The 22547-nt window shown below is 41.5% G+C and carries 20 protein-coding genes and 1 other annotated feature; of the genes, 15 read left to right on the top strand and 5 right to left on the bottom strand.

The features are described 5' to 3' along the window. Positions 1 to 120: 120 nt before the first annotated feature. The 4 genes from CSV77_RS08425 (at position 121) to CSV77_RS08410 (ending at position 4671) form a co-directional block, all read left to right on the top strand. On the top strand, positions 121 to 1569 hold the full coding sequence (locus tag CSV77_RS08425) for a phospholipase D family protein (protein WP_233212198.1): 1449 nt from the start codon (positions 121 to 123) through the stop codon (positions 1567 to 1569). 112 nt (positions 1570 to 1681) lie between these two features. Beyond that, positions 1682 to 2299: an NAD(P)-dependent oxidoreductase gene (locus CSV77_RS08420; protein WP_099673035.1), complete on the top strand. Its 618-nt coding sequence runs from the start codon at positions 1682 to 1684 to the stop codon at positions 2297 to 2299. A gap of 139 nt (positions 2300 to 2438) precedes the next feature. Then, the gene (locus CSV77_RS08415; protein ID WP_099673034.1) at positions 2439 to 4010 is read left to right on the top strand and encodes a sensor domain-containing diguanylate cyclase; all 1572 of its coding nucleotides are present in this window, start codon (positions 2439 to 2441) and stop codon (positions 4008 to 4010) included. A 49-nt stretch (positions 4011 to 4059) separates the two neighbouring features. Beyond that, positions 4060 to 4671 carry an SAM-dependent methyltransferase gene (locus CSV77_RS08410; protein WP_099673033.1) on the top strand — a complete coding sequence of 204 codons (612 nt, stop codon included), beginning with the start codon at positions 4060 to 4062 and terminating at the stop codon, positions 4669 to 4671. Positions 4672 to 4697: 26 nt separating this feature from the next. Here the strand turns inward: CSV77_RS08410 and CSV77_RS08405 are convergent, their stop codons facing one another. The 3 genes from CSV77_RS08405 to CSV77_RS08395 form a co-directional block, all read right to left on the bottom strand. Then, positions 4698 to 5999 carry a uracil/xanthine transporter gene (locus CSV77_RS08405; protein WP_233212197.1) on the bottom strand — a complete coding sequence of 434 codons (1302 nt, stop codon included), beginning with the start codon at positions 5997 to 5999 and terminating at the stop codon, positions 4698 to 4700. Positions 6000 to 6175: 176 nt separating this feature from the next. Continuing rightward, positions 6176 to 8593: an EAL domain-containing protein gene (locus tag CSV77_RS08400; protein WP_099673032.1), complete on the bottom strand. Its 2418-nt coding sequence runs from the start codon at positions 8591 to 8593 to the stop codon at positions 6176 to 6178. A 253-nt stretch (positions 8594 to 8846) separates the two neighbouring features. Next, positions 8847 to 9551: a pseudouridine synthase gene (locus CSV77_RS08395; protein WP_099630483.1), complete on the bottom strand. Its 705-nt coding sequence runs from the start codon at positions 9549 to 9551 to the stop codon at positions 8847 to 8849. A 174-nt stretch (positions 9552 to 9725) separates the two neighbouring features. Next, positions 9726 to 9945 (top strand) — a binding site (T-box leader). Positions 9946 to 10033: 88 nt separating this feature from the next. Here CSV77_RS08395 and CSV77_RS08390 point away from each other — a divergent pair. The 10 genes from CSV77_RS08390 (at position 10034) to CSV77_RS08345 (ending at position 19630) form a co-directional block, all read left to right on the top strand. Then, positions 10034 to 11416: an anthranilate synthase component I family protein gene (locus CSV77_RS08390; protein WP_233212196.1), complete on the top strand. Its 1383-nt coding sequence runs from the start codon at positions 10034 to 10036 to the stop codon at positions 11414 to 11416. A gap of 65 nt (positions 11417 to 11481) precedes the next feature. Further along, positions 11482 to 12513, top strand: coding sequence for an anthranilate phosphoribosyltransferase (gene trpD / locus CSV77_RS08385; RefSeq protein ID WP_369802746.1), 1032 nt, complete (start codon positions 11482 to 11484; stop codon positions 12511 to 12513). Then, positions 12510 to 13298 carry an indole-3-glycerol phosphate synthase TrpC gene (gene trpC, locus CSV77_RS08380; RefSeq protein ID WP_099673029.1) on the top strand — a complete coding sequence of 263 codons (789 nt, stop codon included), beginning with the start codon at positions 12510 to 12512 and terminating at the stop codon, positions 13296 to 13298. Before trpD ends, trpC begins: the two co-directional genes overlap by 4 nt. Next, positions 13295 to 13927 carry a phosphoribosylanthranilate isomerase gene (locus tag CSV77_RS08375; RefSeq protein WP_099673028.1) on the top strand — a complete coding sequence of 211 codons (633 nt, stop codon included), beginning with the start codon at positions 13295 to 13297 and terminating at the stop codon, positions 13925 to 13927. The genes trpC and CSV77_RS08375 overlap by 4 nt, the downstream gene beginning before the upstream one ends. Next, positions 13911 to 15101, top strand: a complete 1191-nt coding sequence (gene trpB / locus CSV77_RS08370; protein ID WP_099673027.1) for a tryptophan synthase subunit beta — start codon at positions 13911 to 13913, stop codon at positions 15099 to 15101. Before CSV77_RS08375 ends, trpB begins: the two co-directional genes overlap by 17 nt. Next, positions 15098 to 15889 carry a tryptophan synthase subunit alpha gene (gene trpA, locus CSV77_RS08365; protein WP_099673026.1) on the top strand — a complete coding sequence of 264 codons (792 nt, stop codon included), beginning with the start codon at positions 15098 to 15100 and terminating at the stop codon, positions 15887 to 15889. The genes trpB and trpA overlap by 4 nt, the downstream gene beginning before the upstream one ends. Positions 15890 to 16143: 254 nt before the next feature. Beyond that, positions 16144 to 17073: a S66 peptidase family protein gene (locus CSV77_RS08360; protein ID WP_099673115.1), complete on the top strand. Its 930-nt coding sequence runs from the start codon at positions 16144 to 16146 to the stop codon at positions 17071 to 17073. After that, positions 17074 to 18183 carry a mandelate racemase/muconate lactonizing enzyme family protein gene (locus CSV77_RS08355; protein WP_099673025.1) on the top strand — a complete coding sequence of 370 codons (1110 nt, stop codon included), beginning with the start codon at positions 17074 to 17076 and terminating at the stop codon, positions 18181 to 18183. It begins immediately after the preceding gene. Beyond that, positions 18176 to 19060, top strand: a complete 885-nt coding sequence (locus CSV77_RS08350) for a C40 family peptidase (RefSeq protein ID WP_158232046.1) — start codon at positions 18176 to 18178, stop codon at positions 19058 to 19060. Before CSV77_RS08355 ends, CSV77_RS08350 begins: the two co-directional genes overlap by 8 nt. A gap of 90 nt (positions 19061 to 19150) precedes the next feature. Next, the gene (locus tag CSV77_RS08345; protein ID WP_099673024.1) at positions 19151 to 19630 is read left to right on the top strand and encodes an acyl-CoA thioesterase; all 480 of its coding nucleotides are present in this window, start codon (positions 19151 to 19153) and stop codon (positions 19628 to 19630) included. Positions 19631 to 20036: 406 nt separating this feature from the next. Here the strand turns inward: CSV77_RS08345 and mscL are convergent, their stop codons facing one another. Both mscL and CSV77_RS08335 read right to left on the bottom strand, forming a co-directional pair. Beyond that, positions 20037 to 20423, bottom strand: a complete 387-nt coding sequence (gene mscL, locus CSV77_RS08340; protein WP_099673023.1) for a large conductance mechanosensitive channel protein MscL — start codon at positions 20421 to 20423, stop codon at positions 20037 to 20039. Between the two features lie 54 nt (positions 20424 to 20477). After that, positions 20478 to 21113, bottom strand: a complete 636-nt coding sequence (locus CSV77_RS08335; protein WP_158231648.1) for a phosphatase PAP2 family protein — start codon at positions 21111 to 21113, stop codon at positions 20478 to 20480. A gap of 295 nt (positions 21114 to 21408) precedes the next feature. Between CSV77_RS08335 and desA the strand changes: the two genes are divergently transcribed. Next, positions 21409 to 22455 (top strand): Delta(5) desaturase DesA, encoded by a 1047-nt coding sequence (desA, locus tag CSV77_RS08330; RefSeq protein ID WP_099673021.1) that lies wholly within the window; start codon positions 21409 to 21411, stop codon positions 22453 to 22455. Positions 22456 to 22547: the final 92 nt, after the last annotated feature.

Below are 22547 nucleotides of genomic sequence, written 5' to 3'. Positions count from 1 at the left end.
TGATAATCTATACAGTTTATTGCAAGATCGAGCGGGAATATTATAGTACATGTCATATCGCAATGCGAAACGTTTAGAAACATGTACATAAAAAAAGCTAGAGAAAGGGGGAGAAAGCTTGTGGCGACAGAGAAACGCAAAATGACCAAAAAGCGTATAGCTTCCTATGCATTACTTTTCGTTGCATTGCTCTACATGGGTGTTATGCTTTGGCACACGTATAAGCCATTGCCACCCGGTATTTCCTATAAAGGAGAACTTCATCAAGTAGAAAATGTGGAGTTCATTTATGATTTAACGTACTCAAAGACGAAGTCGAAAGATCACTACAAATCAGAATTACGTATTTTCGATGAAGTATTTCGAATGATTGAAGATGCGAAAGAGTTTATTGTACTCGACTTCTTTTTAATGGACGACTACTATGATGAAAAAGAAGACTTTCCTCAAATTGCAGACCAACTAACGGATGTACTCGTCGAGAAAAAGAAAGAATTTCCGGACATGCCGATTGTCTACATAACTGATCCAGTAAATACCGGCTATGAATCCTATGAGTCTGAATGGTTTAAAACATTGGAAAAGGCGGGTGTACAAGTAGTATATACAGATTTGGAACCATTACGTGATTCAATGCCTCTATACTCAGGTGGATACCGTATCTTTCTTCAGTGGTTTGATTTTAACGGAAAAAATCGTTTTCCTAACTTCCTAGCAAGTGATGCGCCTGATGTGAAACTTTCATCTTATTTGAAGTTGTTGAACGTGAAAGCAAATCATCGGAAAACACTCGTGACAGATCAAGCGGCATTAGTTACATCCTCTAATCCTCACGCAGCTAGTGGGCGACACGGTAATGTGGCATTCAAAGTGCAAGGCCCAATTCAGAATGACATATTGGAATCGGAGGAAGCTGTGCTTCAATATTCATCGGGTGGAAAGTTGCCACGTATTCAAGCGGAAGAACAAAAAGGACCTTATCAAGTGCAGTACTTGACCGAAAGCAAGGTTATGGATGCCTTGGTGAGTGATATTGAAAAAGCAAAGAAAGATGATGTGATCCGTATGGGGATGTTTTATCTTTCAGAGCAGGAAGTGATCCGTCCGTTAGAAGAAGCAGCTAATCGTGGGGTCAATGTGGAGATTGTCTTAGATCCGAATGAAAACTCATTTGGTAGTAAAAAATCTGGTTTACCTAATCGCCCGGTCGTCCAAGAGATTAGGGAAAATACAGATGATAAAATTAACGTGCGTTGGTACAATACCGTAATTGGTCAATATCACACCAAGTTGGTAACGGTTCAGACAGCAGACAAAACGTATATTACAAACGGCTCCTCCAATATAACGGAGCGCACGTTGCGTGATTATAACCTGGAGGCGAATTTACGAATTATAGCACCTACAGACAGCGAGCTGACCGATGAAATCAATGCGTATTTTGATAGGATATGGAATAACGAAGATGCGTTATACACTCTGGATGTAGAAGAATACCAAAATAGCCTGACATTCTTCCAGCGTGGAGTTTACGCACTGCAACGTTGGGCCAAGCTTACAACATATTAAAGTAGTAAAAGCATCGTACACTATTCACGATGTATCAATCATATTTGACGTGATGCACGAACATGAAACAAGAAGAGTTTCTAACATGAATAAACGATAGGAGATATAGTAGATGAAAATTGTACTATTTGGCGCAACAGGCCGAACAGGTAGTAAGATTGTTCGCCGTGCATTAACTGACGGACATGAGATCACGGCATTGGTTCGATCACCTGAGAAGTGCGAACCTCAAGAAAAACTGATGATCATTGCAGGAGACGTACGGAACCCCGATGCAGTAAAAAAAGCAATGGCGGGTGCCGATGCAGTCGTCAGTGCACTGGGCACTGACAAAACCACTACATTAACAGAAGCAATGCAAGCCATTATTGAAGGGATGAAAGAATATGGCATCGAAAGAATCGTCACAATTGGGACGGCAGGGATATTGAATAGTCGAACAGAACCGTCCAAGTTACGCTATCAATCGAATGAATCCCATCGTAAATTGACATTTGCGGCGGAGGAGCACCATAAAGTATTTACTATGTTGAAAGATTCCGGCTTAGATTGGACGATAGTATGCCCAACCTATTTACCAGATGGGGAAGCAAGCGGCAATTATCGGACGGAAAGAGAGTACTTACCGATTAACGGCACCCAGATCTCCACCGGTGATACTGCTGCGTTCGCTTATAATGAACTATCGAAACAAAATCATAAGGGATTCAGAGTAGGTATTTCCTATTAAGAAATGTCGATAAGAGGGGGGAATACATTTTAATTACTGGTATATATTGTATTAAAAATGAAGAAAATCTCATAACATCTCTTCGCTCTATGGTATAATAGGAGGATAGCACCACAGGGAAAAGGAGAATAGGAAACAAATGAGATGGTCCTTGAAAACCTTGATTCAAGTCGTGGCAATACTGGCAATTGTGTTGACCTTTCTAACGAGTACTACGGTGGCATATCAAGTGCATAAAAAAAACTTAATAAAGTCAACTCTCGAAACGAACTACGCATATGTCCAAAAATTGACTTCTACTACAGATACGTATTTACGTGAAATATTAAACACATTAGAAGTTAATGCAGAAATCGTGGTTCCGCTACTTAAGGAACCTTCTTCACAAATGCAAATGAATGCGTTGACAGAGCGGATTAGATTGGAAACAAATACATTTGACTCCGTTGCGATTGTCTCTACAGAAGGGATCCTACTAAGTACGTCCACTCCGAGCCTTGAGTTGCTTGGGGAGAAGTTGACGTCAATTGGGGCAATACAAGCTCTGAAGGAAAAGCGAAAAATAATCTCTCAGCCTTACGTTGGAATTGAAGGAGAACCGATTATATTCATCAGCGTCCCACTCTTTGAAGGTAGCGAGTATAAGGGGTTTTTAGGAGGAGCTATCTATCTAAATAAGCCCAATATATTAGAGAAACTTTTAGGGAGCCATTATTATGAAAATGGTTCATATGTTTATGTAGTAGATTATGCCGGGAAACTTATTTATCATCAAGAAAAAGAGCGCTTGAATGAGAATGTTACGAGCAATCCAGCGGTTCAGAAAGTAATTACAGGAGAAAGTAATTATACACAGCTAATCAACACAAAAGGAATAGCCATGTTAGCCGGATATGCCTATATTCCTATTGCCGAATGGGGAATCGTCTCGCAAACACAACTGGACACTTCTGTTGCTCCAGCGAAAGAAATGGTGCTAGAAATGGCATTGAAATCTCTGCCGTTACTACTTCTTTCGTTTTTCTTGGTTAGATATTTTTCAAGAAAGATTGCTTTACCTCTTCAAAAGTTGGCATACTATACAGAAAGCAGTACAGAGTCTGATCAAAAAGAAAAAATGGAAATGATCTCCGATTGGTACTATGAAGCAAGACAATTAAAAGGAGCTATGTTACATAGTTTGGATTACTTCAAAAACGAGATGAACTACTTCATTCACGAATCAACAACTGATCCTCTAACGAAGTTACCGAATCGCCGCATGATGGATAGCTATATGAGGCAATGGGTAGATGAAGGAACGCCATTCGCTCTAATTATTTTTGATGTAGATAAGTTTAAACGTGTCAATGATCGCTACGGTCATGCGGTTGGTGATAAAGTACTGATTTACTTGGCGGACTTGATGCAACGAACAATTCGTGAGCAAGATATTTGTTGTCGCTACGGTGGAGAAGAATTCGTCATCTTATTACCGAAGTCGGATAAAGTTACGGCTTATCTGACCACGGAACGCCTTCGTGAAAAGTTGGAAGACACAGTCAGTCCTTGCGGTGAAGTCATTACAATTTCAGCCGGGGTAGCTGCTTATCCACTTCATGCAAACCATCCGGCCCGACTTATTGAGTTGGCTGATCAAAGTCTGTATGAAGCCAAACGTACAGGACGTAATAAGACCATCGTCGTTTCCGATGAACCTCGGCATGAGTAATATGTCGAGGTTTTCTTTACTATCAGATCACTAGAAAGGGGATAGAGCCATGCCGGAGCACTCTATGGATAAACGCTTACACATCCAAACACTTGGTATTAGAGAGTGGAATCATCAGTCTTCTCATTATAATCGTTATGAAGCAACACCTTATGAGGTGCTAGACTATTTATTTGCCGAACATGACCTCCTAAAAGAGGGAAGCTTGATCGACTATGGCTGTGGAAAAGGAAGAGTACCTTTTTACGTAAATCACCTCTTTTGTTTGGACACGATAGGTATTGAAATGAATAGTGTGTTACACCAAAATGCAATGAGCAACTTAACGGATTATCGGCAAGCCTTTCCTAAGAGACCGGGATCTATTTCATTTGAATGCTGTATAGCGGAGAGTTACATCATTCCGGCAGATGCCGTGACGTTCTACTTTTTTAATCCATTTTCTTTGGATATTTTTCGAACTGTAGTTCAGCGGATTGTAAAGTCAGTTGAAAAATCCCCTCGTACATTGGAAATCATTCTATATTATCCGACTGATGAATATGTTTATTTCTTGCATCGTCACCCATTATTCGAAAAAATAGCGGAGATTCCGATTACACATTTGCAAATTCACGACAAAGCAGAGCGTTTCTTAGTCTATACATACAAACAGCCCTGATCCTGTAAATCAGAACTTAATTTTATTCACGTAGAATGACCGAATCGCTGAGCAATCCAGGAAATTAATTCCATCAAGAGTGCAGCCAAGATGCCTACTAGCAACCCGCTTGATAATAGAGGTTGAATGAGCTCAGGAAGTGAAGAAAACACAGTGGCTGGCAGTGTCATGATGGATAACCCAAGAAGTGCAGGTAATGCGACCCGATAGATAGTTTTAGGTTCGAATGTTAATCCTTCCACGTTGCGCAAAGCAGACCGGAATAACTGTAAATATGCTACAAATAATACCGTGTTTCCGACGCTTTGAGGGATAGTCGAAAAAAATGCACTTAACGGAGGTACGAGTCCGAGTATGATAAACAGTATGGACCCGAGAAAGAATGGAGCTCTGTCCTTTATTCCGCTTGACTGCAGAAAGCCGATAGATGATGCATAAGGTGCATACGGAACGAGGCCTAACGCACCTGCTCCGATATTCATTCCACCTGTAATGAGAAATGAAGTTTTATACTGAGTTTTAGTAGTTTCTTTTTCATATATATCTTCCGCACCTTTTAGGGTAGCGATTGTATTCGTCGTATTCAATAAACCTGTAATGATCACTGTAATCACGATACCGATCTCAAGTGTCGGTTCACCCCAAGGAAACCATTGGATAAACGGTGTGGTTTTTATCGTTTCAGTAGCTACTTGAGGAAAAATCAGCACAGCACTAATCCAACCGACCGTCATACCGATAAGCAAATTCAAGCTACTGATGATTCCTTTTCCTTTCACATGAACCAGAATTGTCAGACCCGCTAGAGCGAATGAAAATATAGTTTTCGATAAACTGATGAATTCACCGTCATTGAGACCAATCATTCCTTTTAAGAAAATGGTAATCAACTGATTAGCCAACAATAGTAAAAACACGAACATGACAGTAGGTGTAAACCATTTCTTCAGAATATCACCCATTCCGAGCATGCCAAGTGTAGCTATCAGTGCACCGGAAATCATGGCACCTACTGCAATACTACCTCCAACTGTAGTTAAGCTTAAGCCCATTGCACTCGCGGTTCCGGCCAAGCTGAGTACTACGCCCCACCATAAACCTGACTGACCTTCCATCAATGCCAATCGATGTCCAAATGCTCCTTGCAGTAAACAAGCTATTCCCGTAAAAATAAATGAGCGCTGTATAGCAGAAACAATTTCTATTTGCTCAAGCTCAAAAGCAGTACCGACTGAAATAGGGATTACAACTGTATTGGCGAACATAAAGAACAACCATTGAAATCCGGCTAACGCAGTAATTGAATACCGCATTTGTGTAGAACGCATTCACATCTCTCCCTGTAGATATCTACGTATGTCAAAAGAATTGAAATATAAAGAAAACTATAGCACAAAATTAATAGGAAGAATAATATTTCTAGTAGTACTGTGATGGAAATGTAATTTACTGACAATCACATATACTAGTAATAGCCAACAGACGTCTGTCTGCTGGCTACATTTTACGATTTTATATTAATAAGTAACTGTAAAAGTTCGTTAGGGGGTACGGGGCGGGAATACAAGAAACCTTGTGCTTCATCACATTCAAGTTTCTTGAGAAATTCGGCCTGTTCGTGAGTTTCGACTCCTTCAGCAATTACTCGTAAATGTAAGTTCTTAGCCAAATCAATAATAGCTTTGACAATAACCGAATTTGAATGCAGGTCTCTGACAAAAGATTGATCAATTTTAAGATGGGTCAGAGGAAACTTAGATAAATAACTTAATGAAGAATAGCCTGTTCCGAAATCATCGATACTAATTTTAATGCCGATAGCACGCAGCTCTTGTAAAATACTTTGGCAATAGTCCACGTCAGATGTCATACTCTCTGTAATTTCAATATTCAAATATTGTGGTTGCAGGCCCGTTTTATGAAGTGTGTCTTTAACATCTGCCACGAAACTAATACTTTTAAACTGACGTAACGAAACATTTACACTCATTAATAGTGAAGTGTAGCCTAAGTCCTGCCACTCTTTCGCCTGTCTACAAGCAGTCTCTAGCACCCACAAACCAATCGATAGAATCATGCCAGTTTCTTCTGCTATAGATATGAATTGTCCGGGAGGTATCATACCTCTAGAAGGATGTTGCCAACGTACCAATGCTTCTACACCAATTATATTTCCTGTGTTAAATTCATATTGTGGCTGGTAATGCAATGACAATTCTTTTTTATGGAGTACTTGACGTAATTCCATCTCAATTAACGTTCGTTCCATCAAGTCTTTATAAAGTTCTTCTGTGAAAAATTGATAGGTGCTTTTACCCGATTGTTTGGCTAAATACATAGCAGAATCCGCATTACGAATAAGCGTATCGTATTCTGCCCCATCGTCTGGAAACATACTGATTCCGATACTTGGTGCAATAAAGATTTCTAAGTAATCGATAAGGAAGGATTTTGATACTTCATCGACGATTCGCTGGGCGACCATTTGGGCACCTTGTTTCGTCATAGAAGAACACAATATAAGAAATTCGTCTCCACTAAGTCGACCGACCAAGTCATTTTGTCTAACGAGCGTTTGTAATCTTCTACTAACCGCTTTAAGTAGTTGATCACCTACATAATGGCCCATAGAATCATTGATATTCTTAAATCGATCCAAGTCCATATAAAGTAGGGCAAAAGGATCCTGGTTGTTTACACGGGTCTCAATCAAGTCTTCTACCGTCTGTTTTAGTAACCTTCTATTCGGTAATCCAGTTAGGTGGTCGTGAAATGCCATATGTTCGACTAAACGTTCAGCTTCTTTCCGATCGGTAATATCACTGGCGGTACCGACAACTTCGACTACATTCTCACCTTCAAAAATAGGAGAGAGATAAACTAGAAAGGTTCTGGAATGATAGTCAATTTCAAACTGTCCAACTCGGCCAAGTAAAGCCGCAAGAAGCTGTCGCTTAAATGTAGACAAGTGAAAGGTATTATTGGAGATGAGCTGATTAAGTGTATTTGCAGTGACGCCAAGTTGTTCGGCTACTTTTCCTTCCAGTAATGTTATATTGATTTGATTATTTTCATCAAAAGAATACTTGAAAATAGCATTTTGAAGATTTTTTACGGTCATTGTAAAATCATTTTTTAATGCCAATTCCAATGACTTTTCCGCTTCCATCTGAGATGTCACGTCTTGGCGAATAGAAATGTATTGAAACGGCTTACCATCGGGACCAATGAATGGAACGATAGTAGTATGGACCCAATAAAACTTTCCAAACTTAGATTTATTACGGATCACGCCTCTCCATACTCGACCCGACCGAATTGTGTCCCACATATCCGCAAAGAAGCTTTTAGAATGTGTACCCGAGTTGACTACCCGATGTGTTTTGCCGATCAGTTCCTCACGTGAGTACTCCGAAAGGACACAGAAATGGTCATTGACATATGTAATGACACCTTGCGGATTGGTAATAACCACTACTGCTGATTCATCCAGTGCATATTTAAAGTTTTGCAAGTCGGTACGTGTTTTGTGATACTCAGTTGATACCAGTTTTGATCCGGTTACATCAATATCAAGAGAGAGATAACCCGTTAAGTTTCCGGCAGTATCATACATGGGTACAATAGTGATATCCAACCAGTGTACGGTACCCGACTTAGAGTAAATTTGTATAGATTCTTGATAGACGGTATCATGGATGAAGTGCTTTGTAAGCATCTGAAGCGTCTCTTCAATAGAGAGATTTCTATTTAACTTTGCCCATGTTCTACCTATCAACTCATTTTCGCTATAACCTGTCAGCTCACAAAAAATCTGATTTACATAGGTGAGATAACCATTTACATCGATAAGTGAAATACAGAACTTTTCATCTAGTAGTGGGGATAGATGTGAAGAAATACTAGGAGTATATAACGGCATAAAGGCACATCCTTTCTTTAAATAAAGTTAGGGGAATAGAATAGTCCTTAATTTGAAAGCTAAGAGTTGTGAAATTATATAAAAATACCTAATAGGTAGAAGTAAATATATTAACTGTCTAATTATAGCACGAATAAGAGAGTTTTGAACTAGTTATTGAAGGAAATATATCTAGGTTATTAGAGCTGTTGGAAATATGAGAGCGTTGCATAGAAAAAAGACCATGGAAGCTTTAGGGGGCTTCCATGATCCTTTATCTTTTTGGTTCGTAATGAAGTGTTTTGAACAACTTCTTTCGCTCTGCATCTGTTAATTCACGCCATTCACCAATTGGAAGATCACCCAATTCAATAGTAAGGATCCGCACACGTTGCAAGCGGCGTATATGATAGCCGAGCGCTGCGCACATTCTGCGGATTTGACGATTTAAACCTTGTGTCAATATAATAGAAAAAGTTTTAGGTCCGAGTTTTTTCACCGTACAAGGTTTCGTTACGGTATCGAGAATCTTTACTCCATTTTCCATTTGTGAAATAAATGAGGCAGTTAGTGGACTGTCCACGGTCACGATGTATTCCTTTTCATGACCATGTTCTTCCCTTAGGATTTCATTGACGATATCGCCATCGTTCGTTAATAGTAATAAACCATCGGAATCTTTGTCTAAACGTCCGATGTGGAAAATACGTAATGGGTGGTTAACAAAGTCTACAACATTACCTTCAATATGACGTTCTGTTGTACTAGTGATACCTACTGGTTTATTAAGTGCAATATACACTAACTGCTCTTCTTGTTCGACTAGCTTGCCATCGACCTCTACTTGATCGCCTGCCTCGACTTTACTTCCGAGTTCCGCAAGTTGTCCGTTGATTTTCACACGACCGTCAGCAATCCACTGATCTGCACCTCGTCTGGATACAATACCTGCACCACTTAGAAATTTATTGATCCGCATATAGATTCTCCTCCCGCACTTGTTACATTAAGCTAATTATAGCATTTTTCCCGTAAGAAATTGTTGACATTAAAGATTCAGCATATTAAGATAAATATAATAACTAGATGGACAGAAGGTTTCGATAGCGGAATCGTCCCGGCAGATGAGATGAGTTAGCAGAGAAGAGAATAGCGAAAAGATAGGAATAAGAAGAGTAACGATTGCATGTGCTTCCTAGAGAATCAGTGGCTGGTGAAAACTGATACACATCGTTCGTGAATGGACTTATGGCAGCTGTTTTGATAAAAAACAGACGTTTGCCCGCGTTAAGGGCAGTGTGAAAACACATAAAGTGGGAGTGCTTTGGCGCTTCAATTTGAGGTGGCAACGCGGTTACATAATCGTCCTCTGCAACAGGCTAACTGGCTCTGTTTGCAGAGGGCTTTTTCTATTTAACCATACGAATTATACAACAGTCCATAGAGAAGAGGAGAATGATCATGATGAGAGAGCAGAAAAACTTACGGGTAACGACGCGAAAGATTGAAGGAGATTCCTTAACTCCTATTTTGATATTTAGAAGATTGAAAGGAAATCATAAATTCCTGTTGGAGAGTTCTTCGCAAGCAGATGGGTCAGGGCGGTATTCATTCATTGGACTGAATCCCCAAAAAGCCTATCGAGGTCGGGATGGTGTAGTAGAAGAGATCGTCTACTCAACGAATAGAACCTATACGCACGAAGGGGATCTCTATACTTTATTGAAGCGCCTCATGCCTCGTATTACGGAAGATGCAGGATTTCCGTTTACAGGCGGCGCGGTTGGTTATGTAGGATACGGCGCAGCTAGAAATGGTGAACAGCGAACAGCTGATGATCTTCAGGTGCCGGATGTCTACTTTAATATTTATGACACCATCGTCATCTATGACCATCAATTGCACGAAGTGACGTTACTGCATACAGAAATCAATCCGGTATACGAAGCGCCTGACTTGGACGCTATCGAAGACATGATTGTGAATGGTTCCGTCGATAAAGAGGATAGTGTTTCTCTATCTGATTATCGTTGTACCATCTCTAAAGAAGAGTTTGAGCGTCGTGTCCAAATTGTTATTGATGCGATTAAAGAAGGACAGGCGGAACAAGTCGTTTTGTCACGTCGCTTTGAAGCAGATATTACAGGTGACCCATTTGCGTTGTATCGTAAACTGCGCCGCCGCAATCCATCTCCATATATGTATTACATGGAGTTCGAAGATCATACGGTAATCGGAACGTCACCAGAAAGTCTCGTCCGTGTTACTGGAGATAAAGTATTAACAAATCCGATTGCGGGCACACGCAGAAGAGGACGAGATCAAGCGGAAGACAAAGCACTCGAAATAGAATTACGCCATGATCCGAAAGAGCTGTCCGAACACGATATGTTAGTGGAAGTAAGCAAGAAAGAATTGCAAGAAGTCTGTCGTCCCGAAACGATTGAAGTCTCAAATTACTTGGAAACAGTTCGCTATGAACATGTTATGCACTTAGTTTCTGAGGTGACGGGTGACCTTGCACCTGGCTTACATGCGTTGGATGCACTGAAAGCGACAATGCCAGCAGGCACTGTAACAGGTTCCCCTAAGTCGGTTGCTATGGATATGATTGATGAACTAGAAGACCAGCATCGCGGAATTTACGGTGGCGCCATCGGGTACATTGGTCTAAATGGGAATATCGACTTCGCATTGACGATTCGTACAATGCTTGTAAAAGAAGGCAAAGCGTATATTCAGGCAGGTGCCGGGATAGTAGAGGCTTCTGTACCTTCATTAGAATATAAAGAAACGTCCAATAAAGCCCGTTCTTTACTAGAAGCAACGGAAATGACAAAGTGATTGCCTAGGTTCAAGCCGTGCCAAACGATCAAGTGAACATCTAGACGAGAAGGGAAGAGATGAGTATGGAGAAGTTTTTAAGCATAGTAGAGAAGCAACGCCACCTTATGTATGAAGAGATGAAAGAAGCTGCCGAGCTGATGTTCAATGAAGCAACTGATGAAAATCTCATTGCACAGTTTTTGATCGCGTTATCGAAAAAAGGTGAAACTTCACATGAACTAGCGGCATTGGCGTCCGTTATGAAGTCATATGCAAATGACTTAACACCGAAAGAAGCACGTTATCTAGATAACTGCGGAACGGGTGGAGACGGAGTCAATACATTCAATATTAGTACGACGGCTGCATTTGTTTTGGCGGGTGCTGGGGTCCAGGTTGCGAAACATGGTAACCGTAAAATCTCCAGCGCATCGGGAAGTCAGGATGTCCTAGATGCACTTGGCATTCATTCCGACTTTCAGATATCGGATATGCAAAACTTACTGGAACAACAAGGAATTGCATTCTTATTCGCGCCCGCTGTTCATCCGAAAATGAAACGGATTGGCACTATACGCAACAAAATTGGTAAGACAACGATCTTCAATTTGGTTGGACCTTTGACGAATCCCGTATCGCTTGAAACTCAATTTACCGGTATTAATCGTCCGGATTTCATCATGGAATACGCATCAGTACTCCGGATGTTAGGGCGGGAGAGAGCGATTGTTGTAAGTGGGGCAGGCGGAATGGATGAGGCATCTCTTGCGGGCCAGAACGAATTCGTACTTCTCGATCATGGTGATTTAATTCCATTTTCATTGACTGCGGATGACGTAGGGTTAGAATATGCACCGTTGTCGGCTATTAAAGGTGGAGATGCAGTAGAAAATGCTGCAACTACCCGGTCCATTTTAAATGGAGAACGTGGACCAAAATTCGATACAGTCGTGTTAAATGCGGGAATCGGTTTATTTGCAAATGGCCAAGTTTCCACAATTCAAGAAGGTGTGAAAGTAGCTACTGAAAGTATTCTATCAGGTAAGGCGCTAGAAAAACTAGATGCCATCGTCGCATACAGCGAAAAGATTCGGCAAAAGGCGGTTATCCAATGACGATTTTAGATAAGATTATTGCACAGAAGAAAATAGAAGTGGATCATTTGCTAGCAAGTAACGTGACATTTCCAGAACGGGAGATTACACGTCCGTCACTCTATCAGACGTTGGTAAAAGCGAAAAAACTGCAAGTTATTTCTGAGATGAAACGTGCATCGCCCTCTAAAGGTTTGATTGCAGAAGGTGCAAATCCGGTTGAACAAGCGACAGCTTATTATGAAGCGGGTGCTGCGTGTATTTCAGTATTGACTGATAATGAATTCTTCAAAGGATCATTTGAAGACTTGTCTGCAGTAGCCGATGCTGTGCCCATCGCATTGTTATGTAAAGACTTTATCATCCATAAAATTCAGATTGACCAAGCGAAAAGCGCAGGTGCATCCGTTATTTTATTAATAGTGGCTGCACTCGATGACGAAACACTCGGAAGTCTGTATACGTATGCCAACGAAGAAGGTTTGGATGTGCTAGTGGAAGTGCATAACACGGACGAGTTGCAACGCGCATTGTCAATCGATGCGAGAATTATCGGTGTCAACAACCGTGATCTGCACACATTCGAGGTAGATCTAGCGCAGACGGAACGGATTGCGTCACACTTCCCGTTTGATGAAGAGCGTGTGTTCATCAGTGAAAGCGGGATCTGGGGACCTGAGGATGCAGAACGTGCGGCAAAAGCCGGAGCTAGTGCAGTACTTGTCGGAGAATCTTTGATGCGCAGTGATTCAGTAAAAGAAGCCCTGCAAGCATTACAAGTAGAAAAACACGTGAACCGCCCATGACAAAAGTAAAGATTTGCGGACTGATGAAACCGGAACATGTACAAGCGGCTGTAAATGCAGGCGCAGATGCTATAGGTTTTGTCTTTGCACCAAGCCGCAGGGAAGTAACGCTAGAGCAAGCACAGAAATTGGCGAAACTCATTCCACCGTCCGTATTAAAGATCGGAGTCTTTGTTGATGAAACGAAAGAGCAGCTACTTAAGATATTTAATGAAGTGCCATTGGATTACATCCAGTACCATGGAGATGAGACTCCGGCTTTCATTAAACAAGTGGGGTTACCTTCTATAAAAGCACTTGCTATTACAAGTGAAGATGACGTAAAACTCGCTGCTACCTATGACGTGGATTATTATTTATTCGATACACCAGGTATTGAATACAAAGGCGGTAGTGGTAAGACGTTCGACTGGTCATTACTTGAAGATGTAGGGGTATCAAAAGAGCAAATTATTTTAGCCGGTGGACTGCATGCAGGCAATGTGCAGGAAGCGCTCGGGCAAGTGAATCCATATATGGTTGACGTATCAAGTGGAGTGGAGATAGAGAAGCAAAAAGATTCAGAACGCATTCAGACGTTCATTCATACAGCGAAGGGTAGGAGAGATCATCATGACAACAGAAACTAAAGGACGCTACGGTAAATTCGGAGGACAGTTCGTTCCGGAAACCATTATGACTGCATTGCAGGAGTTAGAAACTGCTTACGAAGAAGCACAGCTAGATCCTGCGTTTTCAAAGGAACTGGATTATTATTTGAAAGAGTTTGTAGGTCGTGAAACTCCCCTGTTTTTTGCAGAGCGGTTGACGAAGCATGCTGGTGGTGCAAAAATTTATTTGAAGCGTGAAGATTTGAATCATACAGGTGCACATAAGATTAATAACTCTCTTGGCCAGGCGTTACTAGCGATACGTATGGGCAAGAAAAAAGTTGTAGCAGAAACTGGAGCGGGTCAACACGGTGTGGCGACAGCTACAGCTTGCGCTCTACTCGGCCTTGAATGCGTTGTATTCATGGGTAAAGAAGATATCCGTCGTCAAGAACTAAACGTTTTCCGCATGGAACTACTCGGTACGAAAGTGGTTTCTGTTGACAAAGGTTCAGGTACATTGAAAGATGCGGTCAATGAAGCATTGCGCTACTGGGTTTCCAATGTAGAAGATACACATTATATACTTGGATCAGCATTGGGTCCGCATCCTTTCCCACAAATCGTTCGTGATTTCCAGCGCGTTATTGGTGATGAAACACGTAGGCAAATTGTAGAACATGAGGGACGTCTACCTAATGCAGTCGTAGCTTGCATTGGTGGCGGCAGTAATGCGATTGGTATGTTCCATCCGTTCGTTGATGATCAAGATGTAAAGTTGTACGGAGTAGAAGCTGCTGGTAGCGGAATTTCAACAGGCAAACATGCAGCAGCCATTGCGGGTAAACAAGAAGGCGTTTTACACGGTGCCTACATGTATGTATTGCAGGACGATGACGGATTTATTCAAGAAGCGCACTCCATCTCCGCTGGTCTTGATTATCCTGCAGTAGGACCTGAGCACTGCCATTTGGCTGATATTCAGCGCGTACAGTACGATTCCGTTACGGATCAACAGGCACTTGAAGCGGTGCAATTACTTTCACGTGTAGAAGGAATTATTCCGGCTCTTGAAAGTGCACACGCTGTTTATTATGCAGTGCAGTTAGCGAAAGAAATGAAAGAAGATCAGCTAGTCGTTATCTGTTTATCAGGGCGCGGTGACAAAGATATGCAAACAGTACGTGATGCGCTAGGAGGTCAATCAATATGACAAAAAAACTAGTAACACAAGCGATTATGCAGTGTAATGAACAGGGAAACAAGGCGTTTGTACCGTATATCATGGCAGGAGACGGCGGATTACAGACGTTGAAGAAGAACATATTATTCTTGCAAGAAGCCGGTGCAACTGCTATTGAAGTGGGTATACCTTTTTCCGACCCGGTAGCGGATGGTGATGTTATTCAGCAAGCTGGTGAGCGAGCGTTAGCTGAAGGCGTTACATTACGAAAGATTATGAAAGAACTTGCTTCATTCAAAGAAGAAGTCACGATTCCCTTAGTGATCATGACGTATTTGAATCCTGTGCTTAGCTATGGTTTACAGTCTATAGCAGCAGATTGTGAAGCGAGTGGTATCTACGGTTTAATTATTCCAGATCTCCCGCTTGAAGAAAGTGGCTTACTAAAAGATGCATTGAAAGACACTGAGGTGGCATTGATCCAATTGGTTTCCCTAACTAGCCCTACCGAACGTATAGAAGCTATTGCGAAAGCGGCAGAAGGTTTCATTTACGCAGTGACAGTAAACGGCATCACAGGTGTGCGTTCATCATTTACAGAAGAACTAGAAGGTCACTTGGAGCGTCTAAAGGCAGCAAGTTCCGTTCCGGTTCTCGCTGGATTCGGTATCTCAACTCCAGAACACGTTCGCACCCTTGGTGGACTTGCTGACGGCGTTATCGTTGGAAGTGCCATTGTGACGGCCCTTCATGAAGGAGATTACGAGAAGGTTCAGACGTTAATTAACGCATCCAAAAATCAACTAACCAATAGCTAATCATGTGGCGGACAACTGATACATTTCAGTTGTCCGTTTTTTCATGTAAATAAAACTATCCACAGCAGAGAGTTTGTGAATAACTTATTCTGTTATTTAAGTAACTTTATAGGTAATATGCACAAAAGTCGGGGATTATTTGTTCATAAAGGGGATAACTTAAAAATTACCCACAATCTATTTCCATTGTATTCGAAATCTCGTGATGACGATGGAGTTTCTTGAATATGATAAAGTAGGACGTAGAAAGGGTGATGAGTAGAATGATTCGTCCAGCACATTTAGTACAGGGTGATGTAATTGGGATCGTGGCACCTGCTAGTCCCGTAGAACGTGAATTATTGGAGCGTTCATTTCAATTTTTGGAGCAATTGGGTCTGCGCTATAAGCTAGGACAATCTGTGTATAAGAAAAATGGTTATTTGGCAGGGGCTGATGAGGAACGGCTCGCTGACTTGCACGAGATGTTTAAAGATCCTGAAGTGAAGGGAATTCTTTGTGCGGGTGGTGGTTACGGCTCGGCACGCTACGCAGAGCAACTGGATCTTGATTTAATCCACGACCATCCGAAAGTGTTTTGGGGGTTCAGTGATATTACGTATCTACATACTGCGATTCGTCAAGGAGCTGGACTCGTTACATTCCATGGACCGATGCTTGCATCATGTGTCGCACAAGATGAGTTTCATGAGATGTCGGGCAAAATGTTCGGGCAATTATTTACGCCAGTAGAAATTCATTATTCCGAAGCAATCTCGCCACTTGAAACACTTGTAGGTGGCGTTGCGGAAGGTGAAGTGGTCGGTGGTAATTTGACGCAACTAGTCAACAGTCTAGGTAGTGAGTTTGAGATTAAGACGAATAATCGATTGCTTGTAATTGAGGATGTCGGTGAAGAGCCTTATAAAGTGGATCGTCTACTCAATCAATTACGTCTAGCAGGTAAGCTTCGGGAAGCAGCAGGTATCGTGATAGGTGATTTCGCTAAAGCGACACCGAGCAAGCCAAATGATTCACTCACAATGGATGAAGTGTTTGAACATTACTTCGGAAAATTTGATCAGCCTGTTGTAAAAGGATTCCGTATTGGTCATTGTGAACCGAATATCGCAATTCCATTTGGCGTGAAAGGACGTTTGGATGCAAATAGCAAGACGCTAACTATCTTACCGGGAGTGGAGTAATTGCAAATTCGCACGGTGGAAACATTCCTCGTGTCATCTCTATTACGTAAACCGTTTGTTACGGCATTGCGAACTGTTCATGCCGTGCAATCGGTCATCATCAAAATAACAACTGACGACGGTCTAATCGGCTGGGGGGAAGCGGTGCCAACGCATGTCATAACCGGTGATTCCATCGGCAGCATTCGTTATGTTATTGATGAGGTGTTTGCACCCCTATTGATTGGCCAAGATATCATACAGCGTGAAGTATTATATGAAGGAATACAACAAGCGATTATAGGGAATACGAGTGCAAAGGCTGCAGTTGACATGGCGGTACATGATTTATTCGGGCAGCTTTGCGGTTTACCTTTAGTACAAATGTTAGGTGGCTACCATCAAAGCCTAAAAACAGATTTCACGGTCAGTGTCGGAAAACCTACTGAGATGGCCAAGGAAGCAGCAGAACATGTTGCCAAGGGTTTCGATACGTTAAAAGTGAAAGTCGGTACAGGTAATTTCCAACAGGAAAGAGAAAGGATTCATGCTATTCGTCAAACCGTCGGCCAAGGTATCACGATTCGCCTCGATGCCAATCAAGGCTGGAAACCAAAAGAAGCTATACGCCTTATTCGCCAGTTGGAAGATGACGGAGTTGATTTGGAATTAATAGAACAGCCAGTTGCCGCATATGATGTAGAAGGCTTGAGAGACGTGACAAGACAGACAAGCACGCCAATCATGGCAGATGAATCATTATTTTCAGCAAAAGATGCAAAAAAGTTGCTGGGGATGCGCGCAGTGGATGTGCTGAATATCAAATTGATGAAGTCGGGGGGAATCCGAGAAGCCTTGAAAATCAATGCATTAGCTGAAGTAAATGGGATAGAGTGTATGGTCGGAAGTATGATGGAGACAACAATTGGCGTGACGGCAGCTGCCCACATAGCAGCGAGTCAACCAAATATAACGCGAGTGGATTTAGACGCCCCGCTATTATTGGCAGGAGAATTTTCTGCGGGTGGCGTGCGCTATCACGGATCGCATATGGAATTTAGTAAGGAGTCAGGACTAGGTTTTGATTCGAAACGGATGATGCAATGGGTGAAGGAGCATGCATGTGAATGAGAAATGGATGTGCGCGGTAAGTGTTGCAACAGTATGGACCGATCCCGATTCTCCTCGTGTGGCCGATCTTCCTGCTTTGAATCACCCTGTGCAAATCGATAGATGGCTTTCCCAGTTATCTTATGAAGAACGTTTAGCGCTAAGTGACAATAATCAAATTCAAACGCAGTTATTATACGGCGAATCTGTGATTGTCGAAGAAGTGGTTGGTGACTGGGCGCGTATAATTGCTAGCTCCCAGCCGACCCGCAAAGATCCGCGAGGCTATCCTGGCTGGGTGCCGCTTGTTCAACTTTCCATGAAGAAACGAATACAGACGGAAGAGTTTGTCAGAGTGACTAACCCAAAGGCAGCTTTGTTTGATGAATCAGGTACATTCTTTTTACGTGTTTCTTTCAATACCATTTTTCCTATTGCAGAAAGACGTGGCAAGAAGATCCGCGTCTGGACCCCGCATGGATGGAAACTGTTAAATGCATCTGATGTCGAGCGTGTGGGGGAAGAATCTATTCACCGTCCGCTTACTATAGGAAGACGCTTCATTGGTTTACCCTATTTATGGGGGGGGTTATCCGCCTGGGGCTTTGATTGTTCAGGATTCATCCGTACTATATGGGAAGCATGTGGGATTTGTTTGCCGCGTGATGCAGTGGATCAGGCAGAAGAAGGCAGACCGATCTCGCTCGACACTGCGGATTGGCAAAAAGGTGATTTAATCTTTTTCAAGAATGAAGAGCAGCGTATTCATCATGTAGCGATGTATGTGGGCAACGGGAAAATACTACACGCACCTTCAACTGGAAAATTAATTGAACAAATCGAACTGAGAAAATCCGCATATGCTAAAAATGTGTGTAGTGTGCGTAGAATTATCTAATCGTCTATGCAATACATCAAGCAAGTATTGGCGTTCACTCCCTTCTTTTATGTATACTGAAAAGAGCGTACTAAAAAGGGAGATGTCGCAATGTCGGAACGAAAACCTATGAGCGAGTCAAGAACGATCCAAAGTAAGCTGGTCCTACCGCCGGACACGAACCATATTGAATCAATTTTTGGAGGGAAAGTCCTTTCCTATATAGATGAGATCGCAGCTATTTCAGCTATGAAACACGCGGGTACTAGAGCTGCCGTCACGGCCTCGATCGACTCGGTCGATTTCGTTTCTCCAGCCTTGCTTGGCGATGTCATTGAACTGGAAGCGGTGGTTACTTCCGTTGGTCGCACATCTATGGAAGTGTTTATTTCCGTTCATTCCAAAAACTTAGTTACAGGTGAAGTGAAGTTGACGACGGAATCATTCTGTACGATGGTTGCGGTAGATGACACAAATCGTCCGATACCAGTGGCAGAAGTGTATCCTGAAACAGAGTTAGAAAAGCGCCTTTTTGATACAGCGCCTGCACGACGTGAACTTCGTAAACAGCGGAGATTGATGAAATATTAATAGTAGCGTGAGGTGAGACGGATTTCTCGTTTCTGCCTTGCGCTTTTTATTTAAAGTAATCAACTTGTTATTTTTTGCAAAGTGCACTATATGATTAATACACTGGAATAGAAAGAGTTGATTTTAGTGTATATAAAAACAGCAGTGGATGAAAAGGCCAGAGCCCACTCATTCACTGCTGTTATGTTGTATTAGTTATTACTGCTAAACGTACGGACTAGTCCAAGTATTGTTCCACCCAGAATAAATGCAAACAATGCATACATGATATAGACGAACCACATGAATATCCACTCCTTTGATCAGTATCCTGCCTATAATTGTAACACCTTGACAGACGCGTTGCAATGGACTTTCTAAGACAACTGTGGCGGCTGTACGACCAATTGAGCGAGTGTTCGCTATTTTACCGTTCGCTCTTTAATAAATCACGAATTTCAGTAAGTAATTCTTCTTTCATATCTAATGGTTTTTCTTCCGGTTCTTCTTCAACTATCTCTGCCGGCTTCATTTTCAACTTCATAAGTACTCGTAAGAAGACGAAAATGGAACCTGCTACAATCAAGAAGTCAATGATAGATTGAATGAATAGACCATATTTAATTTTAGCATCGCCAATTGTATAGCTCAATGAAGAAAAGTCCAGACCACCTAATAAAATCCCGATGAGTGGTGTCATAATATTTTCAACTAAAGAAGAAACGATTGTTCCGAAAGCTGCACCAATTACGACACCGATTGCCAAATCAAAAATATTACCTTTAAACGCGAACGCCTTAAAATCCTTCCACATACACATAACCACTTTCTTTATTATGATAGCCCTGTATTACATTGTGATTTAACCCTATTTTTGACGTTGAAATCTCTGGTAGATTAAAATAACTCCAAATAAAAACACTGAACTGGCGAGCGCGCCACCGACAATATCACTTGGGAAATGAACGCCTAAATAGATTCTACTGACTGCAATCATCATAATCATAAAAACCGCAAGAATCGTAATAGCAATTCGGCTTCCTGTAGTCTTTAGATTTCTCCATACGATATAAGCGAGTATTGTATAGAGGCTGAATGCCATCATCGTATGTCCACTAGGAAAGCTATACCCGCCAATGTCGATCAGACGATGAAAGTTAGGGCGTTCCCGTTTGAAGATGAATTTGAGTACTTGATTAAGAATGCCAGTCCCAGCTAGTGCTATAGCAAATAGTACTGCTTGGGCACGGTGTTTCTTCCATAAAAGAACGCTAAGTGTCAGTATGGCTAGTAGAGCAACCGATGTTGTGGAACCAATGGTAGTAAATAGTTTCATCAAAGATGTTAGTCCCTTGGATTCTGCACTTTGTACAAAGTCTATTATAGGTTCATCAAAACTAGAGATCGTTTGCAAATGAATCGATCGTGCAATATAAGCGAAAAATCCGGTAAATAGAATACAAATAATCCAAACGGATAATAAACGAAGTGATAATTCACGCACGGTATACATTCCTTTCTATTGTTGTATATTGTGAACGATTATAAAAAGATTGTACAGCGAAATGTAGAAATACGTGGGGATAAATGTCGGAAGGTCAAAAAAGCGGATACTATCTAACTTTAGCACCCAAAACAAAGTTATATAATGATCTAACTCATGTATCGTGAATGGTTGGGCCTGTCTCAAAACATATGACATTTGTCATCTCAAAGTCATGACATCTAAGTCTACCTCTCCTGCTGTATACAAGTTATTCTTAATGTACTAGCAAACCCAATAGGAGGGAAATTCAAACATGAGTAAAGAACAAACGAAGCAACTGCACAAAGACGTCGCGCCTTTCGCAAAATCTGATTTGAAAAAGAGTATCGTTCAGATGATCAATACAATTCCGCCAATATTTATATTATGGTTCCTGGCTTACCAAAGCTTAAGTGTATCTGTCACATTAACGATTGCGTTGGCAATCGTTGCAGCGTTCTTTGTAGTTCGCACCTTCATCATCTTCCATGACTGCACGCACGGTTCATTCTTCCGCAATAAGAAAGCGAATAATATTGTTGGAACAATCACTGGCGTCTTGACATTATTCCCATACGAAAAATGGAAAAGAGAGCACTCGATTCACCACGCATCTAGTTCAAACTTAGATAAACGGGGTGTTGGAGATATCTGGGTTATGACTGTTGAAGAGTATGAAAATGCTTCCAAGTTCGAGCGTTTCAGTTATCGTGTTTACCGTAACCCTATTGTCTTGTTTGGATTTGGACCTTTATATTTGGTGCTAATCTCAGGTCGTTTTAACCGTAAAGACGCGCGTAAGAAAGAGCGCATGAATACGTATTTAATCAACATCATTTTAGTTGCAGTATATACAGTATTAATCGTAGCGATTGGCTGGAAAGCATTCTTGCTGATTCAAGGTACTATGATGTTCACAGCTGGTGCCCTTGGTATTTGGTTGTTCTACATCCAACATACATTTGAAGATTCTTATTTTGAAGAGGAATCTGATTGGGATTACGTTAAAGCAGCAGTTGAAGGAAGTTCATACTATCAATTACCACGTGCTCTTCAGTGGGCAACAGGCAATATCGGATTCCACCACGTGCACCACTTGGCACCACGTGTACCAAACTATAACTTGGAAATGGCGCATGAATTAACTCCGCCATTGCAAAAAGCTACAACGATTACACTGAAGACAAGTTTTGAATCATTGCGTTACCGTTTGTATGATCCAAATAATAAAAAATTCATCACATTCAAAGAAGCAAAACAATATTCACTAAAAGATAAGTTGTCGATTGATTTAAAACCAAAACGTACACGCTTGTCATAAAATGGCGGGAGAAGGAGCAATCCTTCTCCGCCTTTTTATTTTGTCCTAATATCTTTAAGAAGCTAGTAGAGAAAATATTTGTTACAATGAAA

The organism is Sporosarcina sp. P16b (genome assembly GCF_002743065.1).
GTDB lineage: Bacteria > Bacillota > Bacilli > Bacillales_A > Planococcaceae > Sporosarcina.
This window is presented reverse-complemented; position numbering and strand designations above follow the sequence as displayed.

What these genes read in the sequence shown, in the direction of transcription:
- CSV77_RS08420 (WP_099673035.1), top strand. Translation starts at nt 1,682, where the DNA reads ATGAAAATTGTACTATTTGGCGCAACAGGCCGAACAGGTAGTAAGATT.
- CSV77_RS08415 (WP_099673034.1), top strand. Translation starts at nt 2,439, where the DNA reads ATGAGATGGTCCTTGAAAACCTTGATTCAAGTCGTGGCAATACTGGCA.
- CSV77_RS08410 (WP_099673033.1), top strand. Translation starts at nt 4,060, where the DNA reads ATGCCGGAGCACTCTATGGATAAACGCTTACACATCCAAACACTTGGT.
- CSV77_RS08405 (WP_233212197.1), bottom strand. Translation starts at nt 5,999, where the DNA reads ATGCGTTCTACACAAATGCGGTATTCAATTACTGCGTTAGCCGGATTT.
- CSV77_RS08400 (WP_099673032.1), bottom strand. Translation starts at nt 8,593, where the DNA reads ATGCCGTTATATACTCCTAGTATTTCTTCACATCTATCCCCACTACTA.
- CSV77_RS08395 (WP_099630483.1), bottom strand. Translation starts at nt 9,551, where the DNA reads ATGCGGATCAATAAATTTCTAAGTGGTGCAGGTATTGTATCCAGACGA.
- CSV77_RS08390 (WP_233212196.1), top strand. Translation starts at nt 10,034, where the DNA reads ATGATGAGAGAGCAGAAAAACTTACGGGTAACGACGCGAAAGATTGAA.
- trpD (WP_369802746.1), top strand. Translation starts at nt 11,482, where the DNA reads ATGGAGAAGTTTTTAAGCATAGTAGAGAAGCAACGCCACCTTATGTAT.
- trpC (WP_099673029.1), top strand. Translation starts at nt 12,510, where the DNA reads ATGACGATTTTAGATAAGATTATTGCACAGAAGAAAATAGAAGTGGAT.
- CSV77_RS08375 (WP_099673028.1), top strand. Translation starts at nt 13,295, where the DNA reads ATGACAAAAGTAAAGATTTGCGGACTGATGAAACCGGAACATGTACAA.
- trpB (WP_099673027.1), top strand. Translation starts at nt 13,911, where the DNA reads ATGACAACAGAAACTAAAGGACGCTACGGTAAATTCGGAGGACAGTTC.
- trpA (WP_099673026.1), top strand. Translation starts at nt 15,098, where the DNA reads ATGACAAAAAAACTAGTAACACAAGCGATTATGCAGTGTAATGAACAG.
- CSV77_RS08360 (WP_099673115.1), top strand. Translation starts at nt 16,144, where the DNA reads ATGAGTAGAATGATTCGTCCAGCACATTTAGTACAGGGTGATGTAATT.
- CSV77_RS08345 (WP_099673024.1), top strand. Translation starts at nt 19,151, where the DNA reads ATGTCGGAACGAAAACCTATGAGCGAGTCAAGAACGATCCAAAGTAAG.
- mscL (WP_099673023.1), bottom strand. Translation starts at nt 20,423, where the DNA reads ATGTGGAAGGATTTTAAGGCGTTCGCGTTTAAAGGTAATATTTTTGAT.
- desA (WP_099673021.1), top strand. Translation starts at nt 21,409, where the DNA reads ATGAGTAAAGAACAAACGAAGCAACTGCACAAAGACGTCGCGCCTTTC.